Origin of the sequence: Curtobacterium sp. CFBP9011 (assembly GCF_034045095.1) — a bacterium.
GTDB lineage: Bacteria > Actinomycetota > Actinomycetes > Actinomycetales > Microbacteriaceae > Curtobacterium.
The window spans coordinates 203,071-218,063 of the sequence record NZ_JAXCWN010000002.1 but is presented as its reverse complement, the minus strand read 5'-3'; the positions used below and the strand labels follow the sequence as shown (position 1 = coordinate 218,063).

Genomic DNA, 14,993 nt, shown 5'->3' with positions numbered 1-14,993 from the left:
TCAGTTGTCCATAAGCCGTTCAGCCTGTTCTGTCATGTCCTGGCGCTCGAGCGCTGTGCTGTTCGGGCCATCGGGCCCCAGCCCAGCGAGGTACTCGCGCACCGCGGACGTGTCGGGATCACGCTCCAGCCGGAGCGCACGGCGGAATGCCCTGCGCTTGACGGCCAGTTCGTACGCTTCGACGGTCGGTGTGAGCCATGCCCCCCGGCCCGGCATGACTGCCTTCGGATCCGCTACCACGGAGCCGTCACTGTGAGCGACGACACGGAGGAGGGAGGATCGGGTTGCGCGACGACGACTGCCGATGCACGTTCTGACGGCGTCCACTCTACTCCTTGACTCCGACGACCGCGATCCGGCACGCCCGAGGCCTGTCGCCACGAGCGAACCGGATCGCGTCGATGTGGGTGGTGCTCAGTCGTCGCCGTCGAGGATCGAGTCCGGCTGGATGTCGATCCGGGCGCCGGTCAGCTTCGCGGCGAGGCGGGCGTTCTGCCCTTCCTTGCCGATCGCGAGCGACAGCTGGTAGTCCGGCACGAGGGCGCGGACGGCCTTCGTCGAGGCGTCGAGCACGAACGCGCTCGTGACCTTGGCGGGCGACAGCGCGCTGGCGACGAACGTGGCGAGGTCGGAGGACCAGTCCACGATGTCGATCTTCTCGGCGCCGAGCTCGTTCGTCACCGAACGCACGCGGGCACCGAGCTCGCCGATGCACGCGCCCTTGGCGTTGACGCCGGGCTCGTTCGCCTTGACCGCCATCTTCGTGCGGTGGCCGGCTTCCCGCGCCAGCGAGGTGATCTCGACGACGCCGGAGGCGATCTCCGGGACCTCGAGGGCGAAGAGCTTCCGGACCAGGCCCGGGTGGGTCCGCGACACGGTGATCTGCGGTCCCTTGTGGCCACGACCGACGCTCGTCACGTAGACGCGCAGACGGGTGCCGTGCGCGTAGGTCTCCCCCGGCACCTGCTCTTCGGGCGGCAGGATCGCCTCCACCGTGCCGAGGTCGACCATCACCATCTTCGGGTTCGGCCCCTGCTGCACGATGCCGGCGACGATGTCGCCTTCCTTGCCGCGGAACTCGCCGAGGATCTTGTCGTCGCCGATGTCACGGAGACGCTGGTTGATGACCTGCTTGGCGGCGAACGCCGCGATCCGGCCGAAGTCGCTCGGCTGGTCGACGGACTCGCCGATGACGTTGTCGTCCTCGTCGCGCTCGGGCACGAAGACGGACACTTCGCCGGACTTGCGGTCCAGCTCGACGCGGGCCTGATCATCGACGGGTTCGTCGTTCTCGGCGCGGTGCTTCTGGTAGGCGGTCAGGATGGCAGATTCGATGATCTGGACGAGCTCGTCGAACGGGATCTCCCGTTCACGCTCCATGAGTCGCAGGACTGCGAGGTCGATCTTCACCGAGGTGCCTCCGTATTCAGATGAGTCACTTCCGCGGATGGGACCGCGCGGAAGCCGTCGTCGATCGTACCGCAGGAATGACGGGAGGCCCGTGGCGGATCCGCCACGGGCCTCCCGTCGGACGTCGGTCGCCGACGCCGGAGCGTCAGATCGCGCGCACCGCCGAGAGCAGTTCCGCGACCGGGACGTCGGACCGTTCGCCGGTGGCCCGGTTCCACAGTTCGACGACACCGTCGGCGGCGCCACGGCCCGCGACCACGACGATCGGCATGCCCAGCAGCTCGGCGTCACGGAGCTTGACACCCGGCGACACCTTCGGCCGGTCGTCGTACACCACGTCGAAGCGCTCGGACTCGAGCTGCGCGACGATCGACTCGGCCAGCTCGTACGCGGTGGCGTCCTTGCCGGTCGCGACGACGTGCACGTCGAACGGGGCGACGTGCTTCGGCCAGGCCAGACCCTTCTCGTCGTTGTGCGCCTCGGCCAAGATCGCCAGGATGCGGGTCACACCGATGCCGTACGAGCCCATCGTGACGGTCGCGAGCTTGCCGTTCTCGTCCTGCACCTTGAGGCCGAGGGCCTCGGCGTACTTCCGGCCGAGCTGGAAGACGTGGCCGATCTCCATGCCGCGGGCCGTCTCGAGCGGGCCGGAGCCGTCGGGTGCGGGGTCGCCGGCGCGGACGTCGGAGACCTCGGCGACACCGTCGGCGACGAAGTCACGCCCGGCCACCAGACCGGAGACGTGGACGCCGCGCTCGTTCGCGCCGGTGACCCAGGTCGTGCCGTCGACCACGCGCGGGTCGACGAAGTACCGGAGGCCGGTGGCGCTGTCGGCACCGAGGACCTGCGGGCCGATGTAGCCCCTGACCAGGCCGCGGTGCTTCCGGAAGTCGTCGTCGCCGGCGGCTTCGACCTCGGCCGGGGCGAAGGCCACCTCGGCGCGCTTGAGGTCGACGTCGCGGTCGCCGGGCAGGCCGACCACCACGATCTCCCGCGTGCCGTCGAGGTGTGTGAGGGCGAGAACCACGTTCTTCAGCGTGTCCGCCGCGGTCCACAGCGCGCCGTCACGCGGGGCGACGGCGTTCGCGTGCGCCACGAGCGAGTCGATCGTCGGGGTGTCCGATGTGGGGAGCAGCACGGGCTCGGGCAGGCCGTCGACGGGCTTCGCGTCCGGCACCGGCGTGACGTACGCCTCGACGTTGGCCGCGTACCCGCCGGCGCTGCGGACGAAGGTGTCCTCGCCGACCGTGATCGGGTGCAGGAACTCCTCCGACTTCGACCCACCCATCGCCCCGGCATCGGCCTTGACGATGACGTACTCGAGACCCAGACGGGCGAAGATCCGCTCGTAGGCGTCCCGCATGACCTGGTAGCTGCGTTCGAGCCCGGCGTCGTCGAGGTCGAACGAGTACGCGTCCTTCATCGTGAACTCGCGTCCACGCAGGAGTCCCGCGCGGGGACGGGCCTCGTCGCGGTACTTGTCCTGGATCTGGAACAGCGTGACGGGCAGGTCCTTGTAGGACGAGTACAGGTCCTTCACGAGGAGGGCGAACATCTCTTCGTGGGTGGGCGCGAGCAGGTAGTCGGAGCCCTTGCGGTCCTGCAGGCGGAACATGCCGTCGCCGTACTCGGTCCAGCGGTTGGTGGCCTCGTACGGCTCGCGCGGCAGGAGGGCGGGCAGCAGGACCTCCTGCGCACCGGCGGCGACCATCTCGTCGCGGATGATGCCCTCGATCTTGGAGCGGACCCGGAGCCCGAGCGGCAGCCAGGCGAAGATGCCCGGCGACTGGCGACGGACGTACCCGGCGCGGACGAGCAGCTTGTGACTCGTGACCTCCGCGTCGGAGGGGTCGTCGCGGAGCGTGCGGAAGAAGAGGTGAGAGAGCCGTGTGACCACGCCGTCAGCCTAGCGGCGCAGGGTCACGGCGCGACCCACCTGTGGACGGCGAGGCCGCGGTGGCAGGCCTGTGCAGGAACGGACGGGAGGCCCGTGGCGGTGTCGCCGCGGGCCTCCCGTCCGGCATGGGGTCGCGAGCGACCCCGGACGCTACGAGGTGACGACCAACGGCTTGCCGGTGCCGGCTGCCGGACCCATCTCGTCGGCGATGCGGTTGGCCTCGTCGATGAGCGTCTGGACGATCTCCGACTCGGGGACGGTCTTGACGACGTGCCCCTTCACGAAGATCTGGCCCTTGCCGTTGCCCGAGGCGACACCGAGGTCGGCCTCGCGCGCTTCACCCGGACCATTCACGACACAGCCCATCACGGCGACGCGCAGCGGCACGGTCATGCCCTCGAGCCCCGAGGTGACGTCGTTCGCGAGCTGGTAGACGTCGACCTGCGCACGGCCGCAGCTGGGGCAGGAGACGATCTCGAGCTTGCGCTCGCGGAGGTTCAGCGACTGGAGGATCTGCAGACCGACCTTGACCTCTTGCGCGGGCGGGGCCGACAGGGAAACACGGATGGTGTCGCCGATGCCCTCGCCGAGCAGGATGCCGAACGCCGTCGCGCTCTTGATGGTGCCCTGGAACTCCGGGCCGGCCTCGGTCACGCCGAGGTGCAGCGGCCAGTCGCCGCGCTCGGCCAGCTGACGGTAGGCCTTGACCATGATGACCGGGTCGTTGTGCTTGACCGAGATCTTGAAGTCGTGGAAGTCGTGCTCCTCGAACAGGGAGGCTTCCCACACGGCCGACTCGACGAGTGCTTCGGGGGTGGCCTTGCCGTACTTCTGCATGAGGCTCGGCTCGAGCGACCCGGCGTTGACGCCGATCCGCAGGCTGACCCCGGCGGCTTTGGCAGCGGCGGCGATGGCACCGACCTGGTCGTCGAACTTCCGGATGTTGCCCGGGTTCACGCGGACCGCGGCACACCCGGCGTCGATGGCCTGGAAGACGTACTTCGGCTGGAAGTGGATGTCCGCGATCACGGGGATCTGGGACTTCTTCGCGATGATCGGCAGCGCGTCGGCGTCGTCCTGGCTCGGCACGGCGACACGGACGATGTCACAGCCGGAGGCGGTCAGTTCGGCGATCTGCTGCAGGGTCGCGTTGATGTTCGTGGTCGGCGTCGTGGTCATCGACTGCACGGACACGGGGGCGTCGCCACCGACCAGGACCTTGCCGACCCGGATCTGCCGGGACTTGCGACGAGGGGCCAGGGTTTCGGGGGCCTTCGGCATTCCGAGGTTCACTGCGGGCACGTCCCGAACTCTACGCGCTCGTCCGCGCAGCGCGGTCCGCCGGGACTCAGGCTCGGCTGGTGCCCAGGATCGCGGCGACGGTCAGACCCGTGTCAGAGCGTGTCGACGACCGTGATGAGCGGGGCGTACAGGCGCATCGCGTCGAGCGCCCGGGTGTGGTCGACGTCGCTCGCGCCGGCACACGCGTCGGCGACGACCGTGACCCGGACGCCGGCGTCCGCGGCCGCCAGGGCGGTCGACAGGACGCAGCAGTCGGTCGAGACGCCCGTCAGCACGAGGTGCGTGTCCGCTCCGCTGCCGGTCACGGCCTGGAGGCTCGTCCCCCACTTCCCGAAGGTCGGCTCGGTCACGACGGGGACGGCCCCCGCCGCCGGCAGGTCGCCGGCCGCGAGTGCGGCGAACGGCTCGGTGAGTGCGTACAGGTCGTCCTCGTCGGGGACGAGCGCGAACGGCCAGTCGCGGTAGTACGGCACCCACGCTCCGGTCGGCCGGGCGGGAGCGACGAACCGGGTGAGGACGGTGCGGCCACGGAACCGTGGCAGGAGCCGTTCGATCGCCGCAGAGGCATCGGCGAACCGTGGCGCGGCCCAGGGGCTGTCGCCGGTGAACACCCGCTGCATGTCGATGACGACCAACCAGGCACCCGCCGTGTCGTCACCGTCGCCCGTGCCGGCGTCGTCGACCGTGTCGACCGGCGCGGTCACGGGCGGAGCTCCGCGTCCGGCACCCGGGACACCGGTTCGGTGACCGGCATGGCCTCCTGGCGCCGGACCGCCCGGCCGCCGAGCAGCAGCGTTCCGAGGAACCCGACGACCAGCGCCACCAGGACCCCGAGGTTCGCGTACGCCCACGGACCGGACACCCCGCCGAGACCGAACGGGCCGAGCAGGAAGCCCTGCCAGTGCACGAGCTCGGCGCCGGGCGTGGAGTTCGTCACGAGCCCCCACCCGAGCACCGAACCGAGGACGACGAGCGCGATCGCGGTCCACCGCACGCTGCCGTAGCGGCCGCGCGGGGTGTCGAGCTCGTCCTCGGCGTAGGCGCGACGGCGGAGCAGGACGTCGGCGACGAACACTCCGCACCACGCCGCGATCGGCACGCCCAGGGTGATGAGGAACGCCTGGAACGGCCCGATGAAGTCGGTCGCGAAGAACACCACGAACACGGCTCCGGCGACCATGAGCACCCCGTCGACCCCGGCCGCGACCGGTCGTGGGATCCGGACGCCGGCGCTGAGGAGCGCCAGGCCCGAGGAGTAGATGTCGAGGACGGCCCCGCCGACGAGGCCCAGGATCGCGACGACCGCGAAGGGCACGAGGAACCAGGTCGGCATCACCGTCACCAGGGCACCGATCGGGTCGGCGGAGATCGCACCGTGCAGCTCCTTCGACGATCCGGCCAGCATCACGCCGATGACCACCAGGACCGCGGGTGCCAGTGCCCCGCCGAACGTCGTCCACCCGACCACCCCGCCGGTCGAGGACGAGCGGGGCAGGTAGCGCGAGTAGTCCGCCGCCGCGTTCACCCAGCCGAGACCGAAGCCCGTCATCACGAGCACCAGGGCACCGATCACGTTCTGTGCGCTGCCGGACGGCAGCGCGGCGAGCGTGCCGAAGTCGATCGAGGGGACCGCCAGGACCACGTAGACGACGGTCAGGACGCCGGTGATCACGGTGATCCAGGCCTGCATCCGCATGATCACGTCGAAGCCGGCGATGCCCGCGCCGACCACGAGTGCCGCGACGACCACCAGGGCGACGAGCTTCGTCAGGACGCCGTCGTCCCACCCGAGCGCCCGGAACACCGTCGAGGTCGCGAGCACGGCGAGGGCGGCCAGCGCGGTCTCCCACCCGACCGTGAGGACCCAGCTGAGGAACGACGGCAGCCGGTTGCCGTGCACACCGAACGCGGCGCGGCTGAGGACCATCGTCGGGGCAGACCCCCGCTTGCCGGCGATCGCGACGATCCCGCACAGCAGGAACGAGAAGACGACGCCGACCACCGAGACCACGGTGGCCTGTGCCAGCGAGATCCCGAAGTCGAGCACGAACGAGCCGTACGCCAGACCGAGCACCGAGATGTTCGCGGCGAACCACGGCCAGAACAGCCCGCGCGGGCGGCCCTTGCGTTCCGACTCGGCGATGACGTCGATGCCCTGTCGCTCCACGGCACGGGTCTGGCCGACTGCGGTCTGGCCGATTCCGGTCTGGCCTGCTCGGGCCCGGTCGGCGACGGGCTTCTGCGGGGCCGTCGGGTCTGCGCTCATGGGGTGAGCGTAGTGCGCGAGGACGCCGGTGCCTGCTCCCCGGAGGGCCGGCGCCTGCTCCCCGCAGATCTGCTGCCTGCTACCCGAAGAGGTTGACCGGCCGGACGATGTCCGCGTAGATCAGGAGCGCGCTCATGCCGGCGAGCAACACGACGACGACCATCGTCAGCGGCATCGTCTTCGCCAGGTCGATCGGACCCGGGTCGGCCTTGCCGAACAGGCGGAAGGTCCGGCGCTTCACGGCTTCCCACAGGGCGCCCGCGATGTGCCCGCCGTCGAGCGGCAGGAGCGGCACCATGTTGAGCACGAACAGACCGATGTTCAGCGACGCCAGCAGTCCGAGGATCGTGTACACCTTGTCCACCACGGGCACGCCGCTCATCGACGAGACGGTCCCGATCGCCCGGCCGACCCCGACGACCGACACCGGGCTGTCCTGCGAGCGGGCCTGCGAACCGAAGGCCGCGTTCCAGACCGCCACCAGGCGCTGCGGCAGGTCGATGATGAGGTGCGCCGACGCGCCGATCTGGGCGCCCGTCGCGGGCAGCACCGCCGCCGGGGACTGCCGGACCAGCGTCTGCCCGATGCTGACGCCGACCACACCCACCCGCTGGGTCTTCGTCGTGCCGTCGCTGTTCTTCGCGACCGTCCCGTCGGCCGTGTAGACGTCGCGGGTGGCGAGTGCCGGCGTGACGCGGAGGGTGCGCTCGGTGCCGTCACGCTCGACGACGACCGGGACGGCCTTGCCGGCGGACCGCTGGAACGTGTCCGAGACCTGCGTGATGGTCGGGTTCCGCACGCCACCGACGGACAGGACGACGTCGCCGGACCGGAGTCCGGCCTCCTTCGCGGGCGAGACGGCGTCACCGTCGGCGCACGTCGTCCGTGCGCTGGTCGGCAGGACGCAGTCGACGCTCGAGGTGAAGGTCGTGGTCGGCGCGCCGAACCCGACGAGCAGGATCCCGAACAGGACGATGCCGATCACCAGGTTCATCGCCGGACCGGCGACCATCACGATGATCCGCTTCCACGGCGTCAACCGGTAGAACGCCCGCGAGTCGTCGCCACCCGACTCCGCGATCTGCTCCGCACTGGCCGCCCGCGCGTCCTGCACGAAGGCCGAGTACATGCCGGTGTTCGTGATCTCACGGCCAGAGGCTCGGGGCTTCAGCATGCCCACCATCGAGATGTAGCCGCCGAGCAGGATCGGACGGATGCCGTACTCGGTCTCGCCACGTCGGAAGGACCAGACCGCCTTGCCGAAGCCGAGGGAGTACTGGGTCACCTTGACGTTGAACAGCTTCGCGAAGGCCAGGTGGCCGAGCTCGTGGAGGCCGATCGACACCAGCAGACCGATGATGAAGACGACGACGCCGAGGATGAAGAGCAGGACGGTTCCGACGGTCACCGGCAAAGAGTACGGGACGCTGGCCATGACGGAGCCGTACGCGGGCTGGGTGGTGATGTGAGCCTCCCGAGCGGTGTGGCCCTGGAGGGCGGAGCCGCCCGCGTGAGCGTTCCCGGCCGGGAGGCGCGGATCACGCCGTGCGCGACAGGATGCGGTCCGCGGTCTGCCGCGCCCACCGCTCCGCGGCGAGGACACCGTCGAGCGACGGCTCCCCCGCGGCGTGCTCGTCGACCACCCGCGCGACCGTGTCGACGATGTCGAGGAAGCCGATCGCGCCCGCGTGGAACGCGGCGACGGCCTGCTCGTTCGCCGCGTTGAAGACCGCCGGGAACGTCCCGCTGAGGACACCGACACGCTTGGCGAGGTCCACGGCACCGAAGGCCTGCGTGTCCAGCGGCTCGAACGTCCAGGTGCTCGCCGTCGTCCAGTCGAGCGGTACGCCGACGTGCGGCACACGGTCCGGCCACGCCATCCCGAGCGCGATCGGCAGGCGCATGTCCGGCGGCGAGGCCTGCGCGATCGTGGAGCCGTCGACGAACTCGACCATCGAGTGCACGATCGACTGCGCGTGCACGGTGACGTCGATGCGGTCGTAGGGGACGCCGAACAGCAGGTGCGCCTCGATGACCTCGAGTCCCTTGTTGACGAGCGTGGCCGAGTTCGTCGTGACCACGAGGCCCATGTCCCACGTCGGGTGGGCCAGCGCCTGCGCCGGCGTGACGTCGGCCAACTCGTCGCGGGAACGGCCGCGGAACGGACCACCGCTGGCGGTCAGGACCAGGCGTCCGACCTCGGCGTCGCTGCCGGAGCGCAGCGCCTGCGCGATCGCGGAGTGTTCGCTGTCGACCGGGACGATCTGCCCGGGAGCGGCCGCCGCCTGGACGAGCGGACCGCCGACGATCAGGCTCTCCTTGTTCGCGAGCGCCAGGGTCGCGCCGGTCTCGAGGACCGCGAGGGTGGGGCCCAGGCCGACCGAGCCGGTGATGCCGTTCAGCACGACGTCCGCCTCGACGCTCCGCACCAACCGTTCGGCGTCGGCGGACCCGAGGGCGGTCTCGCGGACCCCGAACCGGGCGGCCTGCTCGGCGAGGGCCGTCGCGTTGCTGCCGGCCGTGAGACCGACGACCTCGAAGCGGTCGGGGTTCCGCTCGATGACGTCGAGGGCCTGCGTGCCGATCGACCCGGTGCTGCCGAGGAGGACGACACGGCGGCGGGTGGTGCTGGGGCTCATGGGGGAAACCTACCGGGAGCGCGTTGCTGCCGCCGCGCCCCGCACGACGAAGGGCGGGTGGTGCGTCGAGACGCACCACCCGCCCTTGCCGTCCGGCAGGTCAGCCCTTGGCGAGCAGATCGACCACGAACACCAGGGTCGCGTTGGCCGGGACGCCCGAGCCCTCTGGCGGAGTGGCACCGTAGCCGTCTTCCGGGGTGACGACGATCATGACCTGGGAGCCGACCTTCTGGCCGACCAGACCCTTCACGAAGCCGGGGATCAGACCGCTGTTCGAGATGGTGAAGGTCGTCGGGGAGCCCTTCGACCACGAGGAGTCGAACTCCTTGCCGCCCTTGTAGAGCACGCCCTTGTACTGGACGAGCGCGGTGTCGCCGTCCTTGATCGTGTCGCCGTCGCCCTGCTTGATGACCTCGGCCGTGGTCTTCGTCGGAGCGGCCGTGTCGGGGATCGTGATCGTCGGCTCGCCGTTCGCGGCGTCCTTGACGGTCGGCAACTTCGGGTCCTGGTCCTTCGGCGTGCCGGTCGACTTGGTCGGCGTCTGCTCGACGACGTCTGCGACGACGACGATGGAGCCGGTCGTGTTGAAGCCGAGTGCCGCTGCCTGACCGACCACGGCCACCCGGTCGCCGACCTTCGCGCACGACAGGATGGCGCCGAAGCCGGTGCCACCGACCGAGAGCACCTGCGGGTTGCCCTGGTCGAAGCCGACCGTGACGAGGTTCTTGGCGTCCTTCGCGCTGTACGCCGTGTACGCGACCTGCACGAAGTCACCCTTCGACAGGGACGCGCCCGAGCCCTTCACGACGCGGGTGGCCTGCGGCGGGTCGGCCGTCAGCCCCTTGTCGAACGTGACCTTCGGCGCTGCCGAACCACCGACCGATCCGGTGGCCTTCACGGAGTCCGAGGCCTTGCCGGGCTTCGGGCACGAGGTGATCGGCGTCGGGGTCGAGCTCGGGGCGGAGGTGGCCGATGCCGAGGGGTCCGACGAGCCGGAACCGGAGCAGGCCGCGAGGCCGAGGATCACGGCGGGCACGAGGGCGAGGGGGAGCAGACGGAGACGCTTCACACGGGTCATCCTGCCGCACTCACTGATGCGTCGGCTCCGAGGACGGTGATCTCGGCCTCGTGGTGGACCGGGAACGCGACCGAGCGGGCGATGAAGCACAACCGGTTCGCCTCGGCGTGTGCGGTGCGGGCGTCGTCGACACGGTCGGGCTCCGTGATGGTCACGACGGGCCGGAGGAGGACCTCGGTCAGTTCCCCCGAGCCGTCGCGGTGCACATCGAGACTCGCCGTCGCGCGGTCCTGGTAGTCGACCACCGTGATGCCGAGCGTCGACGCGACGTACAGGTAGCTCATCATGTGGCACTGGCTGAGGGCGGCCAGGATCATCTCCTCCGGGTTCCAGCGATCGCGGTCGCCGCGGAAGGTCGGGTCGGCGCTGCCGAGGACGTCGGGCTTGCCCGCCGCGCTGATGACGTGGTCGCGACCGTAGTCGCGGTACCCGCTCGTCCCGGTCCCCCGGTTGCCGGTCCAGCGCACGGACACCTCGTAGGAGTGGTCGGTCATGGGCGGTCCCTTCGTCACGGTGAACGGTCCGGTGGTCGGTAGGCTCGCCGCATGAGCGTGGCTCCCAGCACCGACCGTCATCCTCTCACCGCCGACGGGTCCGTCGAGCTGGCGGTCCTCGACCGTTCCGGCTTCGACGAGAGCCGCCACATCGGCGCGGGGGTGGTCGTCACCGCGGACGGCACCGTCGTCGACGCGGTCGGGGACGTCACGGCGAGCATCTACCCCCGCTCGACCATGAAGCCGTTCCAGGCACTCGCGATCCGCCGTGAAGGGGCGCTCTTCGCCGGCGACGAACTCGTGATGACGACGGCGAGTCACGCGGGGACCCCGTCCCACCAGTCCCTGGCACTGCGCATGCTCGAACGCTTCGACCACGTCGAGGACGACCTGGGCTGCCCGCCGGACCTGCCCTTCGACCGCGAGACCGCGCGCGGTATGGACGGCCCACGGCGCCTGGCGATGAACTGCTCCGGCAAGCACGCCGGGATGCTCGCCGCCTGCCGCGTCCACGGCTGGGACGCAGCGACGTACCTGGAGATCGACCACCCGCTCCAGCGTGCGGTCCGCAGCACCGTCGAGGACTTCACCGGCGAGGTCGTCGACGTCGTCGGCACCGACGGGTGTGGCGCGCCGGTGTTCCCGCTGACGCTCACCGGGCTGGCACGGGGCATCGCCGGTGTCGTCGCCCGGGCGGACGACGACACCGCTGCGCTGACCGACGCCGTCCTGGCGAACGCGTGGGCGATCGACGGCGTGGGCCGGGCGAACACCGTGACGATCGAACGGCTCGGCGTCCTGGCCAAGCTCGGGGCCGAGGGCGTGATGGTGATGGGAGTGCCGCAGGGGCCCGCCGTCGCCGTCAAGGTGCTGGACGGGTCGCTCCGCGCCGGCACCCTGGCAGCGCTGACGCTCCTGGTGCGCAACGGGCTGGTCGATGCCGAGGCCGCCGACGAGGTCCTCGCCGCCACCGGCGAGCGGGTGCTCGGCGGCGGCGTGCCGGTGGGTGCCGTCCGCGCCGGAGCTGGCCTGCGCTGAACCAGGACCGGGCCGTCCGGAGGGCTGTCCGGGTGGTGCTGGTCGGGCCGAGGAGCCGGGCGGTCGGGCACGACGAGCAACGGCAAGGTCGGACGCATCGTGACCCCGACGGGGTCCATGGATCCGTCGGCCAGGCGTCGTCGGAGACGACACCCGTAGCGCGTCACATCGACGACGGCGGTGCAGCAGCGGGGTGCGGTCGTCGTGCTCGGCACGAGCACCACCGAGGCGGCCCGGTGCCCCTCGGGATCGAGCAGGACGGCGGCGCAGGTCCCGTCCGGCATCCCGCTGCGGACGATCCGCTGCCCGAGCAGAGCGGTGTCCGCCGCGACTCGGAGCGACGTCGCCGAGGCCTGCGGGTCGACCGTGCTCCGCTCAGCGGGCCTGGCGCGCAACTCGTCGAGCTGGTCCACCAGGCCGGTGAAGACCGCGCGAGCGAGCGCACCGGTGCCACAGACGACGACGCCGCCGGACGGGTCGGCCCGGACGAGGGCGCCGCCCGAGGTCCGGCCGATCAGGATCGCGCCGTCGACTGCGGCCTCGGGGATACGGTCGTGCTCGGCTGTCCCGTCGAGTTCGGGGTCGAGTCGGTGTCCGAGTGCGGGTGCGTCTGCCGGTCCGGGTAGGTGTCCGGGTACATGTCCGGGCCCGGGTACGTGTCCGAGTCCGTGGTCGGTCTCCGGGGGGAGGACGACCGCCGCTGGACCGCCGCCGGTTCGTGGGGCCCGTACCGCCACCGCGACGAGGAGGCAGACCCCGGCAGCCGCCCAGAGTACCGGCACGCTGGGGCCCGGCACGACGAGCGTCCCGACGGCGATGAGGACCGCCACCACGACGGCCACGCGACGTGCTGCACGAGGTTCCATGCCCTCATCACATCGCGAAGCACACGGCCCCCACCTGCTCGCCGTGCGGTCTGTGGAGAACCGGACGGTGGCGCGTCACGGTGTAGGAAGGCGCCCGGGTGTCACTGCAACAGGAAGAACTGCTCCCCCACGTCGACGCGGGCTCCGCGCTCGACCCGGTAGCGCCGACCCGGCTCGCACCGGCGGATCGACCCGTCGATGTGGCGGATGACCGTCCCGTTGCCCGAGTAGCGGTCCGACACCCAGAGGTCGTCGCCGTCACGCCCGAGTTCCAGGTGCGTCTTCGACACCGACTTGCCGGGGTCGCGGATCGTCAGCAGCTCGTCGAAGTGCTCCTCCGGCTCCGGGCGTGGCAGCCGCCCGAGCAACGCGGAACCGTGCACGCCGAGGCGTTCGCCCGTACTGAAGTGCAGCAGGAACGGGGCGTGTTCGGGCTTGCGCGACACGATGCGTGTCGCCTCGACGTCCTCGTCGTCGTCTTCCTGGAGTGCGGCGTCCGACGGCGCTTCGTCGGCCGGAGCGACCTCGGGAGCCTCTCCGGCGTGCGGGACGGGCGGAAGTGGAGCGGCAGTCGGTGCGTCATCGACCGTCGGTGTCGTGGGCGGTGGCGTCACGGGCCGGGGCGACACGGGCGGGAGCGGTGCGGCCCAGGTGAGGTGGGCCTCCTGGTCGGCATCGGCGCCGTCTCCGGCGTCCTCCTGCCGGTCAGAGTCCGTCTCGGGCTCGTCGGCGACGGAAGCGTCAGCGGCGAGCTCGTCCGCGGCGGGTTCGTCCGACTCCTGCTGCCCGGCAGGCTCGTCGTCAACGTGCTCGTCGTCCACTTGCTCGTCGGCCTCAGGCTCGTCGGAGGCCGCGTCATCGACGACCGGCCCGTCGACAACGGGCTCGTCAACGGTCTCGTCGCCGACCGGTTCGTCGACACCGGACCCGTCGGCAGCGTGGTCACCGTCGCCGTCGGTGAGCTCGCGTGCGTCGGAGACGGCGCTGCGGAGCGCGTCCTCGTCGGCCGCCCAGTCGGGCCGGGTGAGCGGCAGCGGCATCACCGGACCGGTGAAGGCCGCGGTGACCGCGGGCCGGACGGAGCCACACTCCTCGCAGAAGATGTCGTCGGGTTCCAGTGTGTGCCCGCAGACGTGGCAGGTCGCGCTCTGGCTTCCCGGCGCGACGAGCGGAGCGGGGCGGGGTGCGCGGCGTTCGACGACGGGCTGGAACGCCGCGGTGTCGCCGGGTCGGGGTGCGTCGTCGAACGCACCGGCGTCGGGCGCACCCGGGGTGCTTGCGTCGGCGTCGGTCGAGGAGGACGCGTCGGTGACCGCAGCGGACGGGGCGCGACCGATCCACCAGGACGGTCCGGCCGGCGGGGCTGCCGGGGCGGCCTGCGGTTCCCAGACCGGGACGGCGGCGGATCCGGTGCCTTCCGTGTCAGCGGACTGCTGCCCGGCGGACTCTTGCCCGGTGGGCTGTCGCTCTGGGGGCGCCCAGGCGGCCGTGCGCTGGACCTCCGGGTCGTCCTGGGGAGCGACGTCCTCGGCGGGGAAGGCATCCGGGTCGAGCGTCGGTTCGGCAGGCACCTGCGCTGCCGACGTCGGTGCTGCGCCGGGGCGGCCGGTCCAGTCGCCGAGACCCGTGCCGGCACCGTGGACGTGGGTCGGCGCACTGCGCGGCGTGAGGTCCTGGGCATCCGGCTCGGGAGCGGATCCGCTGCGGTCGGCGCCGGTCAACCACGCCCGGGTCGCGGGTTCGAGCGTGGACTCGGGGAGCCACGCGTCGTCGGCGGTCTCCGGTGCGCGACCGTGCGCGTCGGGCTGCTGCAGCGGCGGCGGTGTCGACCGGTCCACGGCTTCGAAGGGTGCAGTGCGGCGAGCTGCCGAGGTCGTGACGGCTCGTCCGCACTCACCGCAGAAGATCGCTCCGTCCGGGAGCGCCGATCCGCAGTGTTCGCATCTGATCACAGGGTGCCTCTGTCCTCGTCCAGCCGTCCGCGAGGTGCTTCCGGCCTCGGG

Annotated in this window: 12 protein-coding genes and 1 pseudogene; 1 reads left to right on the top strand and 12 read right to left on the bottom strand. The window is 71.3% G+C overall.

Annotated elements, in window-relative coordinates:
* From SOM35_RS05265 to SOM35_RS05220, 10 genes are all read right to left on the bottom strand, one after another.
* The gene (locus tag SOM35_RS05265) at positions 1 to 327 is read right to left on the bottom strand and encodes a YlxR family protein (protein WP_111073598.1); all 327 of its coding nucleotides are present in this window, start codon (positions 325 to 327) and stop codon (positions 1 to 3) included.
* A gap of 87 nt (positions 328 to 414) precedes the next feature.
* The gene (nusA, locus tag SOM35_RS05260) at positions 415 to 1,410 is read right to left on the bottom strand and encodes a transcription termination factor NusA (protein WP_320514644.1); all 996 of its coding nucleotides are present in this window, start codon (positions 1,408 to 1,410) and stop codon (positions 415 to 417) included.
* A 145-nt stretch (positions 1,411 to 1,555) separates the two neighbouring features.
* Positions 1,556 to 3,307 carry a proline--tRNA ligase gene (locus tag SOM35_RS05255; RefSeq protein WP_320514643.1) on the bottom strand — a complete coding sequence of 584 codons (1,752 nt, stop codon included), beginning with the start codon at positions 3,305 to 3,307 and terminating at the stop codon, positions 1,556 to 1,558.
* 150 nt (positions 3,308 to 3,457) lie between these two features.
* Entirely contained in the window at positions 3,458 to 4,588 is a 1,131-nt protein-coding gene (gene ispG, locus SOM35_RS05250; protein WP_320514900.1) for a flavodoxin-dependent (E)-4-hydroxy-3-methylbut-2-enyl-diphosphate synthase, read from the bottom strand.
* Positions 4,589 to 4,701: 113 nt separating this feature from the next.
* Entirely contained in the window at positions 4,702 to 5,313 is a 612-nt protein-coding gene (locus SOM35_RS05245; RefSeq protein ID WP_414648553.1) for a cysteine hydrolase family protein, read from the bottom strand.
* Positions 5,310 to 6,875: a purine-cytosine permease family protein gene (locus tag SOM35_RS05240; RefSeq protein WP_320514642.1), complete on the bottom strand. Its 1,566-nt coding sequence runs from the start codon at positions 6,873 to 6,875 to the stop codon at positions 5,310 to 5,312. Before SOM35_RS05240 ends, SOM35_RS05245 begins: the two co-directional genes overlap by 4 nt.
* 79 nt (positions 6,876 to 6,954) lie before the next feature.
* Positions 6,955 to 8,283: a M50 family metallopeptidase gene (locus SOM35_RS05235; protein ID WP_290158048.1), complete on the bottom strand. Its 1,329-nt coding sequence runs from the start codon at positions 8,281 to 8,283 to the stop codon at positions 6,955 to 6,957.
* A 130-nt stretch (positions 8,284 to 8,413) separates the two neighbouring features.
* The gene (locus SOM35_RS05230) at positions 8,414 to 9,514 is read right to left on the bottom strand and encodes a 1-deoxy-D-xylulose-5-phosphate reductoisomerase (RefSeq protein WP_320514641.1); all 1,101 of its coding nucleotides are present in this window, start codon (positions 9,512 to 9,514) and stop codon (positions 8,414 to 8,416) included.
* A gap of 100 nt (positions 9,515 to 9,614) precedes the next feature.
* Positions 9,615 to 10,583 carry an FKBP-type peptidyl-prolyl cis-trans isomerase gene (locus tag SOM35_RS05225; RefSeq protein WP_320514640.1) on the bottom strand — a complete coding sequence of 323 codons (969 nt, stop codon included), beginning with the start codon at positions 10,581 to 10,583 and terminating at the stop codon, positions 9,615 to 9,617.
* 5 nt (positions 10,584 to 10,588) lie between these two features.
* Positions 10,589 to 11,086 carry an OsmC family protein gene (locus tag SOM35_RS05220; protein ID WP_221850317.1) on the bottom strand — a complete coding sequence of 166 codons (498 nt, stop codon included), beginning with the start codon at positions 11,084 to 11,086 and terminating at the stop codon, positions 10,589 to 10,591.
* A 51-nt stretch (positions 11,087 to 11,137) separates the two neighbouring features.
* On the opposite strand from SOM35_RS05220, the gene SOM35_RS05215 reads away from it, so the two are divergent.
* The gene (locus SOM35_RS05215; RefSeq protein ID WP_320514639.1) at positions 11,138 to 12,124 is read left to right on the top strand and encodes an asparaginase; all 987 of its coding nucleotides are present in this window, start codon (positions 11,138 to 11,140) and stop codon (positions 12,122 to 12,124) included.
* A 967-nt stretch (positions 12,125 to 13,091) separates the two neighbouring features.
* Here the strand turns inward: SOM35_RS05215 and SOM35_RS05210 are convergent.
* Both SOM35_RS05210 and SOM35_RS17395 read right to left on the bottom strand, forming a co-directional pair.
* The gene (locus SOM35_RS05210) at positions 13,092 to 14,828 is read right to left on the bottom strand and encodes an FHA domain-containing protein (protein ID WP_320514638.1); all 1,737 of its coding nucleotides are present in this window, start codon (positions 14,826 to 14,828) and stop codon (positions 13,092 to 13,094) included.
* A 45-nt stretch (positions 14,829 to 14,873) separates the two neighbouring features.
* A pseudogene (locus tag SOM35_RS17395) lies at positions 14,874 to 14,942 on the bottom strand (zinc-ribbon domain-containing protein); the annotation flags it as partial.
* Positions 14,943 to 14,993 lie beyond the last annotated feature (51 nt).

Coding starts and splice junctions, on each gene's coding strand:
- ispG (WP_320514900.1), bottom strand. CDS start 4,588: ATGCCGAAGGCCCCCGAAACCCTGGCCCCTCGTCGCAAGTCCCGGCAG.
- SOM35_RS05215 (WP_320514639.1), top strand. CDS start 11,138: ATGAGCGTGGCTCCCAGCACCGACCGTCATCCTCTCACCGCCGACGGG.
- SOM35_RS05220 (WP_221850317.1), bottom strand. CDS start 11,086: ATGACCGACCACTCCTACGAGGTGTCCGTGCGCTGGACCGGCAACCGG.
- SOM35_RS05240 (WP_320514642.1), bottom strand. CDS start 6,875: ATGAGCGCAGACCCGACGGCCCCGCAGAAGCCCGTCGCCGACCGGGCC.
- SOM35_RS05230 (WP_320514641.1), bottom strand. CDS start 9,514: ATGAGCCCCAGCACCACCCGCCGCCGTGTCGTCCTCCTCGGCAGCACC.